Annotated in this window: 16 protein-coding genes; 11 read left to right on the top strand and 5 right to left on the bottom strand. The window is 70.8% G+C overall.

The genetic code is table 11. From position 1 onward, the window contains the following. Positions 1–90: 90 nt before the first annotated feature. Complete coding sequence (locus tag IE075_RS13290) at positions 91–1245, top strand: aminotransferase class V-fold PLP-dependent enzyme (protein ID WP_229792528.1); 1155 nt, start codon at positions 91–93, stop codon at positions 1243–1245. A gap of 189 nt (positions 1246–1434) precedes the next feature. Here IE075_RS13290 and folE read toward each other — a convergent pair whose 3' ends face one another. The 3 genes from folE to IE075_RS13275 all read right to left on the bottom strand — a co-directional run bounded on the left by folE (position 1435) and on the right by IE075_RS13275 (position 4401). Then, the gene (folE, locus tag IE075_RS13285) at positions 1435–2022 is read right to left on the bottom strand and encodes a GTP cyclohydrolase I FolE (RefSeq protein ID WP_189457446.1); all 588 of its coding nucleotides are present in this window, start codon (positions 2020–2022) and stop codon (positions 1435–1437) included. A gap of 134 nt (positions 2023–2156) precedes the next feature. After that, a complete protein-coding gene (locus IE075_RS13280; RefSeq protein WP_189457443.1) occupies positions 2157–2606 on the bottom strand; it encodes a hypothetical protein in 450 nt (149 codons plus the stop codon). Positions 2607–2673: 67 nt separating this feature from the next. Continuing rightward, complete coding sequence (locus tag IE075_RS13275) at positions 2674–4401, bottom strand: sensor domain-containing diguanylate cyclase (protein WP_189457438.1); 1728 nt, start codon at positions 4399–4401, stop codon at positions 2674–2676. Here IE075_RS13275 and IE075_RS13270 point away from each other — a divergent pair. Genes IE075_RS13270 through IE075_RS13245 form a run of 6 tightly spaced genes read left to right on the top strand, consistent with a single transcriptional unit; the run spans position 4400 to position 9000 of the window. Then, positions 4400–5419 carry an ABC transporter ATP-binding protein gene (locus IE075_RS13270; protein WP_425489378.1) on the top strand — a complete coding sequence of 340 codons (1020 nt, stop codon included), beginning with the start codon at positions 4400–4402 and terminating at the stop codon, positions 5417–5419. The two genes, IE075_RS13275 and IE075_RS13270, sit on opposite strands and share 2 nt — an antisense overlap. Next, positions 5419–6168 carry an MlaE family lipid ABC transporter permease subunit gene (locus tag IE075_RS13265; protein WP_189457434.1) on the top strand — a complete coding sequence of 250 codons (750 nt, stop codon included), beginning with the start codon at positions 5419–5421 and terminating at the stop codon, positions 6166–6168. Before IE075_RS13270 ends, IE075_RS13265 begins: the two co-directional genes overlap by 1 nt. A 58-nt stretch (positions 6169–6226) precedes the next feature. Beyond that, entirely contained in the window at positions 6227–6778 is a 552-nt protein-coding gene (mlaD, locus tag IE075_RS13260; RefSeq protein ID WP_189457429.1) for an outer membrane lipid asymmetry maintenance protein MlaD, read from the top strand. Beyond that, on the top strand, positions 6775–7473 hold the full coding sequence (locus tag IE075_RS13255) for an MlaC/ttg2D family ABC transporter substrate-binding protein (RefSeq protein WP_189457424.1): 699 nt from the start codon (positions 6775–6777) through the stop codon (positions 7471–7473). Before mlaD ends, IE075_RS13255 begins: the two co-directional genes overlap by 4 nt. Then, complete coding sequence (locus IE075_RS13250; RefSeq protein WP_189457422.1) at positions 7473–7763, top strand: STAS domain-containing protein; 291 nt, start codon at positions 7473–7475, stop codon at positions 7761–7763. The genes IE075_RS13255 and IE075_RS13250 overlap by 1 nt, the downstream gene beginning before the upstream one ends. Positions 7764–7800: 37 nt before the next feature. Then, positions 7801–9000: an MlaA family lipoprotein gene (locus tag IE075_RS13245; protein WP_189457420.1), complete on the top strand. Its 1200-nt coding sequence runs from the start codon at positions 7801–7803 to the stop codon at positions 8998–9000. Positions 9001–9079: 79 nt separating this feature from the next. On the opposite strand, the gene IE075_RS13240 is transcribed toward IE075_RS13245, so the two are convergent. Beyond that, positions 9080–10687 (bottom strand): DNA recombination protein RmuC, encoded by a 1608-nt coding sequence (locus tag IE075_RS13240; RefSeq protein ID WP_189457419.1) that lies wholly within the window; start codon positions 10685–10687, stop codon positions 9080–9082. A 143-nt stretch (positions 10688–10830) separates the two neighbouring features. Here IE075_RS13240 and IE075_RS13235 point away from each other — a divergent pair, with 143 nt between their 5' ends. Continuing rightward, entirely contained in the window at positions 10831–11403 is a 573-nt protein-coding gene (locus IE075_RS13235; protein ID WP_189457417.1) for a DUF421 domain-containing protein, read from the top strand. Positions 11404–11434: 31 nt separating this feature from the next. Here the strand turns inward: IE075_RS13235 and IE075_RS13230 are convergent, their stop codons facing one another. Beyond that, positions 11435–12631, bottom strand: coding sequence for a class I SAM-dependent rRNA methyltransferase (locus tag IE075_RS13230; protein WP_189457416.1), 1197 nt, complete (start codon positions 12629–12631; stop codon positions 11435–11437). 253 nt (positions 12632–12884) lie between these two features. Here IE075_RS13230 and IE075_RS13225 point away from each other — a divergent pair, with 253 nt between their 5' ends. The 3 genes from IE075_RS13225 (at position 12885) to IE075_RS13215 (ending at position 16597) form a co-directional block, all read left to right on the top strand. Then, a complete protein-coding gene (locus tag IE075_RS13225; RefSeq protein ID WP_189457414.1) occupies positions 12885–13847 on the top strand; it encodes a TerC family protein in 963 nt (320 codons plus the stop codon). Positions 13848–13898: 51 nt separating this feature from the next. Next, positions 13899–14672, top strand: coding sequence for a rhomboid family intramembrane serine protease (locus IE075_RS13220; protein ID WP_189457412.1), 774 nt, complete (start codon positions 13899–13901; stop codon positions 14670–14672). 233 nt (positions 14673–14905) lie between these two features. Continuing rightward, on the top strand, positions 14906–16597 hold the full coding sequence (locus IE075_RS13215; RefSeq protein ID WP_189457410.1) for a M28 family metallopeptidase: 1692 nt from the start codon (positions 14906–14908) through the stop codon (positions 16595–16597). The last annotated feature ends 6 nt before the right edge of the window (positions 16598–16603 follow it).

The raw sequence follows: 16603 nt of genomic DNA, 5'->3' as shown, positions 1-16603 counted from the left end.
CCCGATGAGCGTGCGCGATCACCCGCGATGGCGCGGTGACGGGGTCATGATGTGGCTGCGCCCACGCTGGCGCGCTGACCCGGAGCCTGCATGCCCGACCCTTCGATCGAACCGCTGCCGCTGGCCCGCGCGCGTGATGCGTTCATGCGTCCCGAGCGTGGGATGTACCTCGATTTCGCCGCGCATAGCCTGCGCCTGCACGCCGTGCACCGCGCGGCGCAAACCGCTCTCGATGCCGCGACGCGGCCGTGGGACGCGTCTTGGGATGCATGGGCCGCGCAGGCCGAACGCGTACGCCTACAAGCGGCGTTGCTGTTCGACGGCGATCCGAACGGCGTCGCGTTCGTGCCGTCGGCGGCGTACGGGCTCGCGCTGGCCGCGCGTGCGTTGCCGCTCGAGGCCGACGAAGCCGTGCTCGTGCTCGACGATGCGTTCCCGTCGAACTTACTGCCCTGGCAGCAGCGCTGCGGCGAGGCAGGCGCGCGGCTCGTCGCGGTGCGCCGCGGGGCCGATGCAACGGCGGCCGTGCTCGAGCCGATCGAGCACGAGCCGGCGCTGCGCACGGCCGCGCTCGAGCACACGCACTGGCATGACGGCGGCCGGCTCGACCTCGACCTGATCGCCAACGCCTGCCACGCACGCGGCATCGCGCTGGTGCTCGACCTCAGCCAGAGCCTCGGCGCCGTGCCGGCCGAGATCGCTCGCTGGCGCCCCGCGTTCGCGGTGAGCGTGGGCTACAAATGGCTGCTCGGCGCGCACGGGCTGTGCGTGCTCTGGGCCTCGCCGCACTGGCGCGAGCATGCGTCCCCGATCGAAGCGCACTGGAGCGCGCACTGCGCGCGTGAAGATTGGTCGTTCGACGCGGCCGCGGACAACGCGCTGCGCCCGGGCGCGCGCCGCTTTGATGCGGGTGAGATCGTCGACGTGCCGCGCCTGTCCGTCGCTGAGGCCGCGCTCACGCAGCTGCATGCGTGGGGCGTCGACGCAATCGCGGCGCGGCTCGGCGCGCTGACCGCGCGGTTGCGAGAGCAGGTGGTCGACAGCTTCGACATGCCGGACGTCGGGGCGCCGCACTTCGTCGGGCTGCGCCCGCGTCATGCCGCCTTGGATGCATGCGTGCTAGCGCTGCGGGCCGACGGCATCGTCTGCACCGCGCGCCACGGCGTGCTGCGCATCGCGCCGCACCTGCACATCGACGAGGCCGACATCGACCGCGTCGCGAGCGTGCTTCGGGCGGCGCGCTAGACCGCGTATGCCTGCGCGACGTGCTCGCGCTGACAGCGGCTGGATCAGTGAATCGTTCGGCGAGTGCCCCGGACACCGGGTGGAACTGCGAGCGCCGGCGAGCGGCCTGGCGGCCGGGCGCAGTCGTCGCGCCCGAACGCCGCACCAACGCGACCAGATCACCGGCCGCGCAGGCGGCGGCGCCGTCGATCAGCGCCGCGGGCTCTGGATGAACTGCAGGAACTCGGCGCGCGTGCGCGCGTCCTCGCGGAACGCGCCGAGCATCGTCGACGTGGTCATGCTCACGCCGCGCTTGTGCACGCCGCGCGTGGTCATGCACTCGTGCGACGCCTCGACGACAACCGCGACGCCGCGCGGCTGCAGCACGTCCTGGATCACGTCCGCGATCTGCGCCGTGAGCTTTTCCTGCACCTGGAAACGGCGCGCATACGCATCGACGACGCGCGCAAGCTTGCTGATGCCCACGACCTTGCCGTCGGGCAGGTAGCCCACGTGTGCGCGGCCGATGATCGGCGCCATATGGTGCTCGCAGTGGCTTTCGAACTCGATGTCGCGTAGCACGACCATCTCGTCGTAGCCGGCCACTTCCTCGAACGTGCGCGCCATGTACTCGCGCGGATCGAGGCTGTAGCCGCCGAACCAGTCCGAATACGCCTTGACCACGCGCCTGGGCGTGTCGAGCAGGCCTTCGCGGTCCGGGTCGTCGCCGGCCCAGCGCAGCAGCGTGCGCACCGCAGCTTCGGCTTCTTCGCGCGTGGGCGTGTCGTTGACAGCCATCGTCGGCGGTCCCATGCAATCAAGAGGACGCGCATGCTAACGCGCGCGCCGCAGGGCCGGCAGTCGCGCGGGTGAACGCTGGGTTGCACGGCCGCGTGCATCCGCCGAAGCCGGATGCACGTGGGGCGGCCATTTCAGCGCCCGGCGTCCTCGCGGCGGCGGTCGATGTGGCGCCAGCCGTCGCGCACCGCATCGCGCGCGCCGGTCCAGTCGATCCGCGATTCGCCACGCGACTGCGGCCAGTCGCGCTCGAGGTCTGCCTCGGCGTCGTCGAAACCGCGCTCGCGGTGCTGCGCATAGCTCGTGTAACCGTAGGTGTACGCCGGGCCGTAATCGCGCCAGTCGTGTGCGCCGTCGGGGTGGCCGGCGCTGCGGTACTCGCGCTCGAAGTGCTCGGTGTAGTCGGTCGGGTTCACGGCCTCGGCGATCGAGTCGCCCGCCTTGGCACCGACGATGCCGCCGGCGACCGCACCGACGACGCTGCCGATGGGGCCGGCCGCCGCGCCGAGGGCGGCGCCGGTGATCGCGCCGGCGACCGCGCCGGTGCCGGCGCCGATGCTGTGGTCTTTCTTGATTTCGCTCATGGCAGGCTCCGGGACGACGGCGCACACGCGAGGGTGCGTTTGCGGTCGAGGCAACGTAGGCCCGGCCTCATGCATCGGCGGTGAAGGCACGCGGCGTTTCGCCGTACGGTGCGTGAACGCGCGGCGCGCGCAGCCACGGCACGGTTCCCACGTCCGGCACGGCCTCCGGAGACGACGCGCCGTCGCGGCCGATCGACGCGGCCAGCGCCTGCCGCGCGTGCTGCATCAGCCGCCCGACCGGCTCGCCCCGCACGGCCATTGCGACGCCGGTGCAGGCGACCACGGCGTGCGACGCGCCGTCGACGTGGAACGGCCGCGCGGCGATCGCCTCGACGAGCGCCTGCGCGAGCCGCTCGGCCTCGGCACGGCCGCCCTCGCGCACGATCGCGAACCGCGCCCCGCCGATGCGCGCCAGCGTGTCGTGCTCGTTCATCGTCGCGCGCAGCCGCGCGTGCGTCTGGCACAGCACGGCGTTCGCGGCGGGCAGGCCGTGCTGCCCGCAGAACGCATCGAACGCAGCGAGGTCGACGAGGATGACGGCGTAGCTGCGCGAACCCAGCGCGCCGAGGTCGCGCCAAGCGTCGAGCAGCCGGGTGAGGGCGACGGCGTTCGGTGCGCCGGTGAGCGCGTCGCGCTCGTTCGATGCGCGCAGGCGGTCGCGGATGCGGCGCCGGTGGGTCGCTTGCCGGGTCAGCGCGAACGCGAGCACCAGCGCCTCCATGACCGCCGCCGGCGCAAGCAGGGCGCTCGCCCAAGGCGCGTTCACGACGCCGAGCCGGTGTGCGCCGACCAGCGCGGCAATGGCGACGAGCGGAGTCCAACCCACGAGATAATAGCCTGCGTAAGCCGCGCCCCGGTGCCATGCAATCGCGGCAATCGCGAGCACCAGCGGAGCACCGAGCATCAGCAGCACATTGACCGCGCTGGGATACCAGCCGTGCACGTGAGCGCGGGCAACCAGCAGCAGCGCCAGCAGCGCGAATTGCAGGGCAAATAGCACGCCGATGACGCGCGCGCCGGTCGGGACGAGGCGATCGAGCTCGAGCACGCGGCGGGTGAAGACGAGCTGCAACGCGAGCCCGAGCGTGGCCAGCGCCCAGCGCCCGGTCGCTCCGTGGCTCGCGAAGCCGGCAAGCACGCTGCCTTCGGCCCCGGCGAGCACGACCATGTAGCTCGCCGCGCACACGCAGTACCCGGCGTAGCTCAGGTACAGCAGGTCGCGGTGCCGCAGGTGGATCAGCAGCATCGCCAGTGCCAGCGCCGCAAGCACCGCGGCCGCGGCCTGTGCGCGCCAGGCGAGCGCGCTGGCTTCGCGCGCCAGCACCTGGGCGGGCACCACACGCAGCGCGATGGGCTCGGCGCTGGAGCCGGCCGCGTGCACGTACGCGACGCTGCCGGTCGGCCAGCCGTTCGGCAGCGCGAGCGCCCAGCCACGCACGCGGCGCGGCGCGTCGGGGTCATGGCGCACCGGCAGCACGCTCGGCGCGGCGCCGGGCGGATACAGCGTGATCGGGCCCAGCGAGTCAGGACCGTCGACGACCAGCTGCCGGTCCCCGTCGCCTACGCGCTGTGCGCAACTCAGCCGGAGCCAATGACCGCCGCTGCGCTGCGGCAATCGCGTGCGCACCGGAGCGTCGTGCTCCCCCTGCAGGCGCACGAGCACCGGGACCGCCGCAGGCGGCGCATCGTAGGCGGTGGTGGTGTAGAGCACTTCGACCTGCAGTCCACAGGCCGCGGCCGGGCCGGCGCAGCACAGCGCAAGCGTGAGCGCGACCGCACGCATCCAACGTGACATGGCATTTCCCCCTGGTACCGCGTGTCCCCAACGGCCGGATTTTCACGGCCGCTTCACACGGTGTCATGGCCTACACGTAAGCCAGTGGCGCGACCGGCCATGGGCAATCGAGGGCGGTGCTGCGACAATCAGGACCGCACATCCCCCGTTCAGCCAGCCGCCGCCACCCTGCCCGGCGTTTTGCGCCGTGTGCGCCAGCCTTCCGCCCATGACCGATTCCACCGCGATCATCCGCCTGCGTGGTCTGCGCCTCGAGCGCGGCGGTCGCGTCGTGCTGCGCGATCTCGACCTCGAGATCGCCCGCGGCGAGGTCGTCGCGGTGTTCGGCCCGTCCGGCAGCGGCAAGTCGACGCTGCTGTCGGCGTTGACCGGCGAGCTCGCGCCGTCGGCCGGCTCGGTCGAAGTCCTGGACCGGCCGGTGCCCGCCGCCGGACGCGCGCTGCTGGACCTGCGCAAGGGCCTGGGCGTGCTGCTGCAGGGCAACGGCCTGCTCACCGACCTCACCGCGGCCGAGAACGTCGCGCTGCCGTTGCGCACGCACACCGACCTGCCCGCGCCGGTGATCGCGCGGCTCGTCGACATGAAGCTGCACGCGGTCGGCCTGCGCGCCGCGGCCGATGCCTTCCCGCGCGAGCTGTCCGGCGGCATGGCGCGCCGTGTCGCGCTCGCCCGCGCGCTCGCGCTCGACCCGCCGCTGATGCTCTACGACGAGCCGCTGACCGGGCTCGACCCGATCGCGTGCGGCGTCGTCATGAGCCTCGTGCGCCGCCTCAACGACACGCTCGGCCTCACGAGCGTCGTCGTGACCCACCACGTGCACGAGACGCTCCCGGTCGCCGACCGCGCGGTCGTGATCGCGGACGGGCGCCTCGTGTTCTCCGGCACGCCGGCCGAGTTGCAGGCCTCGAGCGATCCGCTGATCCGCCAATTCCTCGACGGCCAGCCCGACGGCCCGATCCCGTTCGACAACTCCACCTTCGCGGGCGCCGTGTCCGCCTCCGCGCAGGACGCCGCCTGATGCCGCTCGCCGCCGCCATCCGCTCGCTCGGCCAAGCCGGGCTGTTCTCGTTTGCGGTGCTGCGCGCGTCGAAGCCGAACGCCGCGTTCTGGCGCGAGCTCGTGCGCGAGATCTACAAGATCGGCGCGCGCAGCCTGCCGATCATCGCGGTCGGCGGCGCGTTCGTGGGCCTGTCGGTCACCCTGCTCGGCTACCGCGCACTCGAGACCTATGGCGCGAGCAACCAGGTCAGCGCGATGCTCGGCCTCGGCCTGTACCGCGAACTGGGCCCCGTGCTCACTGCCTTGTTGTTCATTGGCCGCGCCGGCAGCTCGATCGCGGCCGAACTCGGCCTCATGCGCGCGACCGACCAGATCACCGCGCTCGGCCTGATGGCGATCGACCCGGTCGGCCGCGCGGTCGCGCCGCGCTTCTGGGCCGCCGTGCTCAGCGTGCCGCTGCTGACTGCGCTGTTTTGCAGCTTTGCGATCACCGCGAGCTACTTCGAGTCCGTGCATGTGATCGGACTGGAGGCCGGCACGTTCTGGCAGGTCCTCAAGGACAGCGTCGATTTCACGAAGGACTTTTTGATGGCGTTCGTGAAAGCCGCGGTGTTCGGCGCGACCGCCGCGCTTGTCGCGGCGTACGCGGGCTACCACGCCGAGCCGACGATCGAGGGCACGTCGGTCGCCACGACGCGCGCCGTCGTCAATGCCTCGCTGCTCGTGCTGATGTTCAACTTCGTGATGTCGGCACTGCTGTTCCAGTGATGCGCGTTTTTCGCTCCAACCCGCGCACCCGCGTGCGGACCTTCCAAGGGTTAGACCAATGAGTAACCGCTCCCCCCGCATCGAGTTCGCCGTCGGCGCATTCCTGCTGCTGTCGCTCGCGTCGCTGCTCGTGCTCGCGCTCGCATCGACGAACGGCCAGTGGGGCTTCGCCGCCGACCGCTATCCGCTGACCGCCCGATTCACGACGATCGGCGCGCTGCGCCCGAACGCGCCGGTGAAGATCGGCGGCGTGACGGTCGGCCGCGTGGCCGACATCCAGGTCGACCCGGTCAAGTACGACTCGGTGGTCACGCTCGCGATCGATTCGAAGTTCGAGAACCTGCCGGGCGACACCGCCGCGGGCATCTTCACCAGCGGCCTGCTCGGCGAGAGCTACATCGGCCTGTCCCCGGGCGGCGACCCCGAGCCGCTCAAGCCTGGCGACGAGATCTACCTCACGCAGCCGGCGGTCGATCTGATCCAGCTCGTCGGCAAATACATGTTCAGCGGCGGTGCCGGGAGCGGCGGTGAGGATGCGCCACCCATGGACGAGGCCGCCGATCCGGCTGCCGACGCCACGCCCGCCCCCGCACAGGAAATGACGCCATGACCCGCACCTCCACGATCCCGACCTCGCAGCGCTCGGGCGCCACGCGCCGCGGCCTCGTCGGCCTGCTCGTCGCGTCCTCGCTGCTGCTCGCCGTGCCGCCGGCGTTCGCGCAGGCCGCCAAGCCCGCTGCGAGCGCACCGGCCGCGCAGTCGCCGAGCGCCCTCGTGCTCGACAACAGCACGCGCGTGCTGTCGACGCTCGAAGCGCGCCGCAACGAGTTCACGAAGGACCGCACCGCGCTGCGCCAGTTCATCGCGGGCGAGTTCAACCAGATGTTCGACCGCGACTACGCGGCGCGCCTCGTGCTCGGTACGCACGGCCGCGGCGCGTCGGATGCGGACGTCAAGCTGTTCGCCGATGCGCTCACCGACAACCTCATGCAGCGCTACGGCTCGTCGCTGCTCGACTTCAACACGCGCCTCAAGGTGCGCGTGAAGTCGGAGACGGCGATGCGCAACGGCGCGGTCGTCAAGGTCGACACCGAGATGCTGCGTCAGGGCGGCGAGCCGATCCCGGTCTCCTACCTGCTGCGTCGCAGCGGCAACGGCTGGAAGGTGTTCGACGTGATGGTCGAGGGCGTGAGCTTCGTGCAGACGTTCCGCACGCAGTTCGACGGCGCGCTCAAGCGCAAGCCGATTGCCCAGGTCGCCGCCGACCTGCGCGCCGGGAAGCTGCAGGCCGACGTGACGAACTGATGCGCGCGGCCTCCGCCCCGGTCGCGGTGCGCCGCGACGGCGACGCGCTGGTGTTTTCCGGCGCGCTCGTGCGCGACGCGGTCGCGCGGCTGTGGACGCAGGCCGCGCCGCTGCGCGCCGGTGCGCAGCGCATCGACCTCACCGCCGTCGAGCGCATCGACAGCGCGGGCCTTGCGCTGATTGCCGAGTTGTCGAACGGCGCGCTTGCGGTCGACGGCGCGCCGGCCGGCCTCGACGCCTTGCGCGGCGCCTACCGGCTCGATCCCGCGACACTCGGTTTCGCCCGCTGAGCAGCGGGCCGCTGCGCCCGCTCGCTACAATTCGACTATGTCACCTTCCTCTCCGACCCCGCCGGCGTCGCGCCCGGCCCGCTCGCCCGCGGCGCGCACCGTGCCCGCCGCGCTGTGGCTGATTGCCGCGGCCTGCGCCGCGCCTGCGGCCGCGCAATCGGCATCGCCAGCCGAAGCCGCGCCGTCCGAAATAAGCGCAGCCGCCGCACGCGATGGCACGCCGGCGCGCGAAACCGAGCTGCAGAACAACCGGTCCGATGCCGCGTCGGCGCGCCCGCCGGTCAAGGCGGACGACCCGAACGCGGCGGTCGCCCCTGCGCTCGCCGATGCCCCGGCAGCGCTCGATACGCTTGCCGTGCCCGCGCCCGGCGAGCCGGCGGCGGCTGCAACGGCCGGCGCATCGCTCGAGGCGGAGGTGCCCGTGGCCGGCCCGCCGACCGAGGACACGCGCACCCAGGCCGAGCTGGATTTCGACGCGCTCTACGGCCCGTACGATCCGGTCGCCGACCCGACGCTGCCGCCGGCCGCGCGCGTGCGCGGTGCGTACGACCCGTGGGAGCCGCTCAACCGCCGCGTGCACCGGCTTAACAACACGGTCGATCGCGTGATCGCGAGGCCGCTCGCGCAGGCGTACGTTGCCGTGGTGCCGCGCCCGGTGCGGCTCGGGGCGAGCAACTTCTTCAACAATCTCGGCCAACCCGTGTCGGCGCTCAATGCGCTGCTGCAGGGCAAGCCGCAACAGGCCGCGCAGTCGCTGGGCCGCTTCGCGCTGAACACCACGCTCGGCATCGGCGGCATCTTCGATCCGGCGAGCAACGCGAAGCTGCCGCTGCGGAGCGAGGATTTCGGGCAGACGCTCGGCGTCTGGGGCTGGAAGCGCTCGCGCTATGTGGAGCTGCCGCTGTTTGGCCCGCGCACGCTGCGTGACGTGTTCGGCCTCGTTGGCGATGCGCCTCTGAGCCCACTGCGCCAAGTCGAGGCCGACGCGCTGCGCGTGCCGCTGCAGGGCCTGCAGCTCGTCGACGTCCGCTCGCAGCTGCTGTCGACCGACAGCCTGCGCGAGGGCGCGCAGGACGATTACGCGCTCGTGCGCGACGCATGGATGCAGCGCCGCGATTACCAGATCTTCGGCGACCGCACGCTCGAAAACGACGACAGCCTGCCCGATTACCTGCGCGAGGAGTTCAATCCGACCGTGCCGGTCGACGCGCTGCCGCTGATGCCCGACGGCGGCTGAGCCGGGCGCGCTCGCTGCGGGACGCCGGTAAAGGCGCCGGGCGCTCACGCCGCTCGCGTCATAGGCCGAGCGACCGCCGTCACTCGGCGTCGCGATCGCCCGGCGTGGAGGTCGTGACCTGCTTGAGCAGGTTCTGGCCGAACGCCTCGATCTCGGTGTCGGCGTCGGGCGCGAGCAGTTCGGGCAGCTTGCCCTTGGGCTTCACTCCAAGGCTCACGAGGCGCTTCGCACGCGGGATCACCGCCATCTTCGAGTCGATGAGCCGGCGCTTGGCCGCGCTGAACGTGTCGTCGGCCGCGCGCAGGCGGGCGCCGATCTTCTCGAAGTCCTCCAGGAACGCGCCGAGCGCATCGAGCAGCAGGCCGCCGGCCTTGTTGATCTCCTCGGCCTGCTTCTGGATGCGCTCGCGCGTCCACAGCCCGTCCACGACGCGCAGCAGCGCCATCAGCGTGTTCGGCGAGGCGAACACGATGCGCCGCTCGAACGCGTAGGTCTGCAACGAGCCGTCGGTGCCGAGCGCACCCGACAGCGCGCCCTCGATCGGGATGAACGCGACGGTGACGTCGAGCGCGGACTCACCGAACAGCTTCGGGTACTGCTTGTCGGCCAGCTCGCGCACGTGCTGGCGCAGCGCAATCGCGTGGCGGTGCATCGCCTCGTGGTGCGCGTCGATGTCGTCGGCGTTCATCGCCTGCTCCCAGGCGACGAGGTTGACCTTGCTGTCGACGACGACGCAGCGATCGCCCGGCAGGCGCACCACGATGTCGGGTCGGTGACTGCGGCCGTCCTCACCGACGACCTGCTTCTGCCGCTCGTAGTGCACGCCGTCTTCGAGGCCCGACCCGCGCAGCACGCTTTCGAGCATGAGCTCGCCCCAGTCGCCGCGCACCTTCGCATTGCCCTTGAGCGCCTTGGTCAGCGCGGCGGCCTGTGCCGCCATGTCCTGGTTGAGCGTGCGCAGCTCACCGAGCGCGCCCACGAGCGTGGCGCGCTCCTTCGCCTCTTCGCCATACAGCGTGTCGACGCGTTGGCGGAATTCGCCAAGTTGCTCGGCGAACGGCTTGAGCAGCGTTTCGATGTCGGCCTTGGACTGCACGGTCGCGTGGCGGATGTTCTTTTCGAACACCGCACCGCGCTCTTCGAATGCCTTGCCGGCGAGCTGCGCGAACGCATCGCTGAGCCGGGCCTGCGCTTCGTCGACGAACTGCTGCATCTGCGTGCGCGCCTTTTCGGCGTGGGTGAGATGCGCGCTCGCCTGGGCGTGCTCGGACTGCACGCGCGACAGTTCGGTCTCGAGGGTTTGCATGCGGGCGCGCATCGTCTCGAGCTGCGCGCTGCGGTCGGCAAGCTCGGCAGCGGCCGCACCGCGCGCCACGCGCTCGGTTTCAAGCTCGCTGCGCACGGTTTCAAAGCGCGTGCGCAGCACGGCGTGCTCATCGACGAGTTGCGCGTGCGACGCGGCCGCCGCACGCAACGCGCCGAGCTGCTCGCCGTCCTCGCGCCCCCGCGCGCGCGTCTGGTCGAGTTCGGCGGCAAGCCGGTCGCGCTCGGCCGCAAGCGCCTGCGCGCGGGTCTCGGCTTCGCTGGGCCGGCGCTGCAAGCGCAGCAGCATGATGCCGACGAACACGAGGGCCGCCGCGACGAGCGCAAGCAGCGCAATCACGGCGAGGGGCGGGATCGCGGTCATGTCGGCCTCCGGTGCCTCAAAGCGGTACAGCGTAGGCGCATTGGCGTCTCAACCTCTGAGACGACACGCGCGGTTGCGCCGGGATCACCGCCTGCCCACCGCGCGCGTGGCCTACTGAACGGCCTGCCAACACGGGAGTCCCGATGGACAGCAGCAGCGCCTCGTTCTTCACCAAGACGTTCTTCGACAGCTGGCCGGCACTCGGCCGCACGCTGATCGTCGCCGTGGTCGGATACCTGTTTCTCGTTCTCTTCCTGCGCATTTCAGGCAAGCGCACGCTGTCGAAATGGAATGCGTTCGACTTCATCGTAACGATCGCGCTCGGCTCCACGCTCGCGTCGATCCTGACGTCGAAGAACGTCGCGCTCGCGCAGGGCCTGTTCGCGCTCGGCATGCTGATCGGCTTCCAGTACGTGATCACCTGGGCGTCGGTGCGCTCGCAGTGGGTGCGCAAGCTGATCAAGGCCGAACCGACGTTGCTGCTCGAGAACGGCTGCATCCTCGAAGACGCGCTGCGCAAGCAACGGGTCACCGAATCGGAGATCCGCACCGCGATCCGCGCCAAGGGCATCGGCGCGCTCGAGGACGTGCGCGCGGTCGTGCTCGAAACCGACGGCACGTTCAGCGTGGTACGCACCGTGGAAACCGACAGCTGCTCGGCGCTGGCGGACGTGCCAGGGATCGGCTCGCCCCAGAAGGAACACGAGCGCAAGTAAGCCGCTGCGCCCCTGTGCGGGGCGCGCAGGCTCAGTCCAGCACGCGGCAGAACACGGCCTTGAGGTAGCGCGACTCCGGCACCTGCGCGAGGAACGGGTGGTCCGCGCCCGCGCCGGCGATCTTGAGCACCTGCACGGTGCGGTTCGAATAGAACGCCGCGCGGCGCAGCATGTCGAGGAACTGGTCCTCGCTGACCAGGCCCGTGCACGAGAACGTCGCAAACAGCCCGCCAGGCGCGACGCAGCCGAGCGCGAGCTTGTTCATGTCGAGGTATTTCTTGAGCGCGGGGATCACCTGCTCGCGGTCGCGCGTCATCTTCGCCGGGTCGAGGATCACCACGTCGAACAGGTCGCCGCGGATGCCCGCATCGCGCATCCACGGGAACACGTCGGCCTGGATGAACTTCACGCGCGCGCTGTTGAGCTTGGCGTTGCCGCGCGCAATCTCGAGCACGTCCTCGTCGATGTCGATGCCGACGACTTCGCTCGCGCCGCGCACGGCGGCATATACACCGAAGCCGCCGGTGTTGCAGCACAGGTCGAGCACGCGCTTGCCTTCGACGCGTTCGCTGAGCCACTGGCGGTTTTCGCGCTGGTCGGCGAAGAAACCCGTCTTGTGCGCGCCGGCCGGGTCGGCGCGGAACTTCACGTCGTACTCGGTGATCACCGCCGGCGGCACATCGCGCGGGTTGCCACCACTGTAAACAGGCTTGTAATCGAAGCTTTCCTGCTTCTGCACGTGCTCGTCGGCGAAGCTGTAGAAGCGGCAGCCCGGGAACTGCTCGGACAGCGCGGCGTAGATCCATTCGCGGTGGCGGTACATGCCGGCCGAGAAGAACTCGACGACGATCAAATCGCCGTAGCGGTCGACGACCAGGCCCGACAGGCCGTCGCCCTCGCTGTGCACCACGCGCCAGGCGTCGCTGACCTCGTCGAGCTTGAGGAACTCGCGGCGCAGCGCGACCGCGGCGGCGATCTTGCGCGAGAACCAGCCCGCGTCGACGTCGACGTCCGGGTGCGACTCGAGCATGCGCAACGCGATGCGCGAATGCCCGTTGTAGAAGCCGCGGCCGATCCAGTCGCCGTCCACGCCGACGACGTCGACGATCTGGCCAGGCTTCGGGCGCTGCGCGGGTTTATCGACGAGGCGCTGGAAAATCCACGGGTGGCTGGACTTCCAGGCGTTCTTGAGGCGCACCACGGGGCGCGTCGGATCATGGGCGGTCATCACACCATTGTAGTCGCGCGCTTGACGCGCTACCCGAACGCAGGGTTACATCGCGCCCTGAAGGGGAGTAGCTCCCACACAGCGGCGCCGTCATTACGGGTTTTGCGACGATCAGGTCGCGCCTCGGTGCCACGGCAGGCCCCCATGCAGAACCATGGGCCTGCGAGCGAGACCTTCGCCGATCCGCGGCGAAGGTGCGTCCAGGCGATGCAGATTCGACCGCGGTCCGTCGTGTCCGCCCCGGAGCCTCGTCATGGAAACCATAGGTAGTCCCGTTTTGTGGAGCGCGTTTGGCGCGCTCGTCGTCGTCGCCCTGCTCGTCGATCTGGTGCTCATGCGCCACGGCGGGCCGCACCGCGTCACCTTCAAGGAAGCCCTGGCCTGGAGCATCGGCTGGGTCGTGCTCGCGCTCGCGTTCGGCGGCTGGCTGTGGTGGTACGTCAGCGGGCAGTCCGGCGCCGAGGAAGGCCAGCGCGTCGCGCTCGAGTACCTGACCGGTTACCTCGTCGAGAAATCGCTCGCGGTCGACAACATCTTCGTGTTCCTGATGCTGTTCACCTACTTCGCGGTGCCCGAGGAGCAGCGCCAGAAGGTGCTCATCATCGGCGTGCTCGGTGCGATCGTGTTGCGCGCGATCATGATCTTCGCCGGTGCGCTGCTGCTGCAGAAGTTCCACTGGATCCTCTACGTGTTCGGCATCTTCCTGCTGCTGACCGGCGTCAAGATGCTGTGGGCGGCCGGCAAGGAACCCGACCTCGACAACAACCCGCTGCTGCGCTGGCTCACGAACCACGTGCCGATGACGCGCGGTTACGTCGGCAGCAAGCTGTCGGTGCTCGAGCACGGCAAGCGCCTGTACACGCCGCTGTTCATCGTGATCGTCATGGTCGGCATCACCGACGTGATCTTCGCGGTCGACTCGATCCCGGCGATCTTCGCGATCACCGACGATCCGTTCATCGTGCTCACCTCGAACGTGTTCGCGGTGCTCGGCCTGCGCGCGATGTTCTTCCTGCTCGCCGGCCTCGCCGACCGTTTCCACCTGCTGCCGTACGGACTCGCGCTCGTGCTGATGTTCATCGGCACGAAGATGCTGCTGATCGACGTGTACAAGATCCCGATCGCGGTCTCGCTCGGCGTGGTCGCCGCCATTATCGCCACGACCGTCGCGCTGAGCCTGCTGCGGCCGAAGGTCGAGGACCCCGCGGTCCATTGACCGCCGCGGCGCCGGCCTTGTGTTCACGGCCGGCGCCGCCACTTCGGGCGCATGCACCTGCCCGACCACGACCTGCCGTCCGATTCGCCCCGCCAGCGCACGGCCGACGGCCGGCGCTGGCGGCGCGCCTTCAACCTCGCGCTCGCCGCCGTCCTCGTGCTCGTCGCGGTGTTCTCCGCGCAGGGCGCGTTCGACGTGCGCGCGTGGGCGGTGCAACCGGGCGATCTTTCGAACTGGCGCGGCCTGCTGGCCGCGCCGCTGCTGCACGGCTCGTTCGAGCACCTGGCCGCGAATGCGATCGCGGTGCTCACACTCGGCACGCTGGCCGGCGGGCTGTACCCGCGCGCGCTCGTGCGGGCGCTGCCGTTCGCGTGGCTCGGCTCCGGGCTGGCCGCGTGGGGGCTCGGCGATGCCGGCTCGTACCACCTCGGCGCGAGCGGCGTCACCTACGGCCTCATGTTTCTGCTGCTTGGTCTCGGCCTGTTGCGCCGCGACCGGCCCGCGGTCGCCGCGGCGATGATCGCGTTCCTGCTCTACGGCGGCATGGTGCTCGGCGTGCTGCCGCGCGAGGCCGGCGTGTCGTGGCAGTCGCACCTCGGCGGCGCGCTCGGCGGCCTGATCGCGGCCGCGCTGTGGCGTCGTGCCGATCCCGCCCTTCCGCGCCGCCGCTACAGCTGGGAAGTCGAAGAAGAGGCCGCCTCGGAGATCACGCAGGCCGACCGCGACGAGTTCGAACGCCCGCGCCCCGACGACGTGCCGGTGCTGTGGCAACGCGACACGCGACGCGGCGAGGTGGTGCCGTTCCGGCGGCCGCCGCACGACTAGCGGGGGCGCAGCGGTTCGTTCGTGGCCGTTACCTGCGACGTTGGGATCGATGGCGCCGCAGCGCACCGAACGGCTGATCACTCCGGTGTCGTCGCCGCACGGTGTGCGGTGCACCGCCGCTTGCCCGCACCTGACCGCTCACGCCAACCGGCCGCGGCAATCGATCCGGTAGGCTCGGCGCGATCGGTTTGCCCGCGCCGCGTCGACGGCGCCCATGACGTCGAGGACATCGGATGCGCGCAGTCGGCTGGTTTTACGGGATCGCAATGGGCCTCGCGCTGAGCGCATGCAGCGCGGACCAGGTCCCAGCCGGCCGCGCAGATGCCCCCGTGCCGCGCGACGTGCGGCCCGCGCCCGGCACCGCCGCGCAGCGCATCGAGGCCGACGTGCGCTTTCTCGCCGACGACCTGCTCGAAGGCCGCGAAGCCGGCACGCGCGGTTATGAACTCGCCTCGCTCTACGTCGCCGAGCGCATGCGCGCGATCGGCCTCGCGCCCGGCGGTGATGACGGCACCTACTTCCAGCGCGTGCCGCTGCTGCGCGCGGTGCGCGAGCCCGGCGGCGAGCTGCGCATCGAGCGCGACGGCGCGAGCCGCGCGCTGCGTTTTCGCGACGACTTCCTGCCCGCGCTCAACTACAACGCGGCCGATGCACGCGTGAGCGCGCCGGCCGTGTTCGTCGGTCAGGGCGTGCATGCGCCGGCGCTCGGGCACGACGATTTCCGCGGCATCGATGTCACCGGCAAGATCGCAGTGCTGTTCGCGGGCGCCCCGGAGAAGTTCGACAACGACCGCCGTGCGTTCTATTCATCGACACGCGAAAAGCTTGCCGAACTCGCGCGCCGCGGCGCGGTCGGCGCGGTGTTCGTCGCGACCGACGACGACGAGGCGCGCCGACCGTGGGCGCGCGGCGCCGCGCATTGGGACCATCCGGGCATGCGCCTGCGCGGTGCGGACGGCAAGGGCGTCGACACGTTCCCGCAGCTCCAGGTCGTCGCGAGCGTGAGCGCCGCGAACGCGGCTGCGCTGCTCGGCCGCGATCCGAAACCGGTGTTCAAGGCCGCGAAGGCGGGCACACCGGCGCCGTTCGACCTGCCGGGCACGCTCACGCTGGCCGCGCGCACGCGCATCGAGAACGCCGAGTCGCGCAATGTCGTCGGCCGGCTGCCGGGTTCGGATTCGAAGCTCGCCGGCGAGCATGTCGCATTCACCGCGCACCTCGATCACGTCGGCATCGGCACGCCGGTGAACGGCGACGCGATCTACAACGGCGCGCTCGACAACGCGCTCGGCGTCGGCATCATGCTCGAGGCCGCGCGCGAACTCGCCTCAGGTGAGAAGGCGCCGGGTCGCTCGTCGGTGTTCATCGCGCTCACCGCCGAGGAAAAAGGCCTGCTCGGCGCGGAGTGGTTCGCGACGCATCCGACCGTGCCGCGCGGCTCGATCGTCGCGAACGTCAACATGGACATGCCGGTGCTGCTCGCGCCGACGTCCGACGTGATCCCGATCGGCGTCGAGCATTCGAGCCTGCAGCCGATCGTCGAGCGCGCCGCGCGCGAGGTCGGCGTCAGGCTCTCGCGCGATCCGTTCCCCGAGGAAGTCGTGTTCGTGCGGAGCGATCAGTACGCGTTCATCCGCGCCGGGATCCCGGCGGTGTACCTCGACGGCGGCATCGAGTCGACGCAGGACGGCGTCGACGGCACCGCCGCGCTGAAGGGCTTTCTCGACGAGCACTATCACGAGCCGAGCGACGACGCGTCACAGCCGATCCAGTACGGCGATGCGGCGCGGCTTGCGCGGCTCAATGCGCGCATCGGTGCATTGATCGGCAACGACGCGAAGCGGCCGCAATGGAACGCCGGCGACTTCTTCGGCGAGCGCTTCGGCAAGAACGCGGTGCCTGCCGCGACCTCGACGGCGGAATGACGCGCC

Origin of the sequence: Cognatilysobacter bugurensis, assembly GCF_014652095.1 — a bacterium.
GTDB lineage: Bacteria > Pseudomonadota > Gammaproteobacteria > Xanthomonadales > Xanthomonadaceae > Cognatilysobacter > Cognatilysobacter bugurensis.
This window is presented reverse-complemented; position numbering and strand designations above follow the sequence as displayed.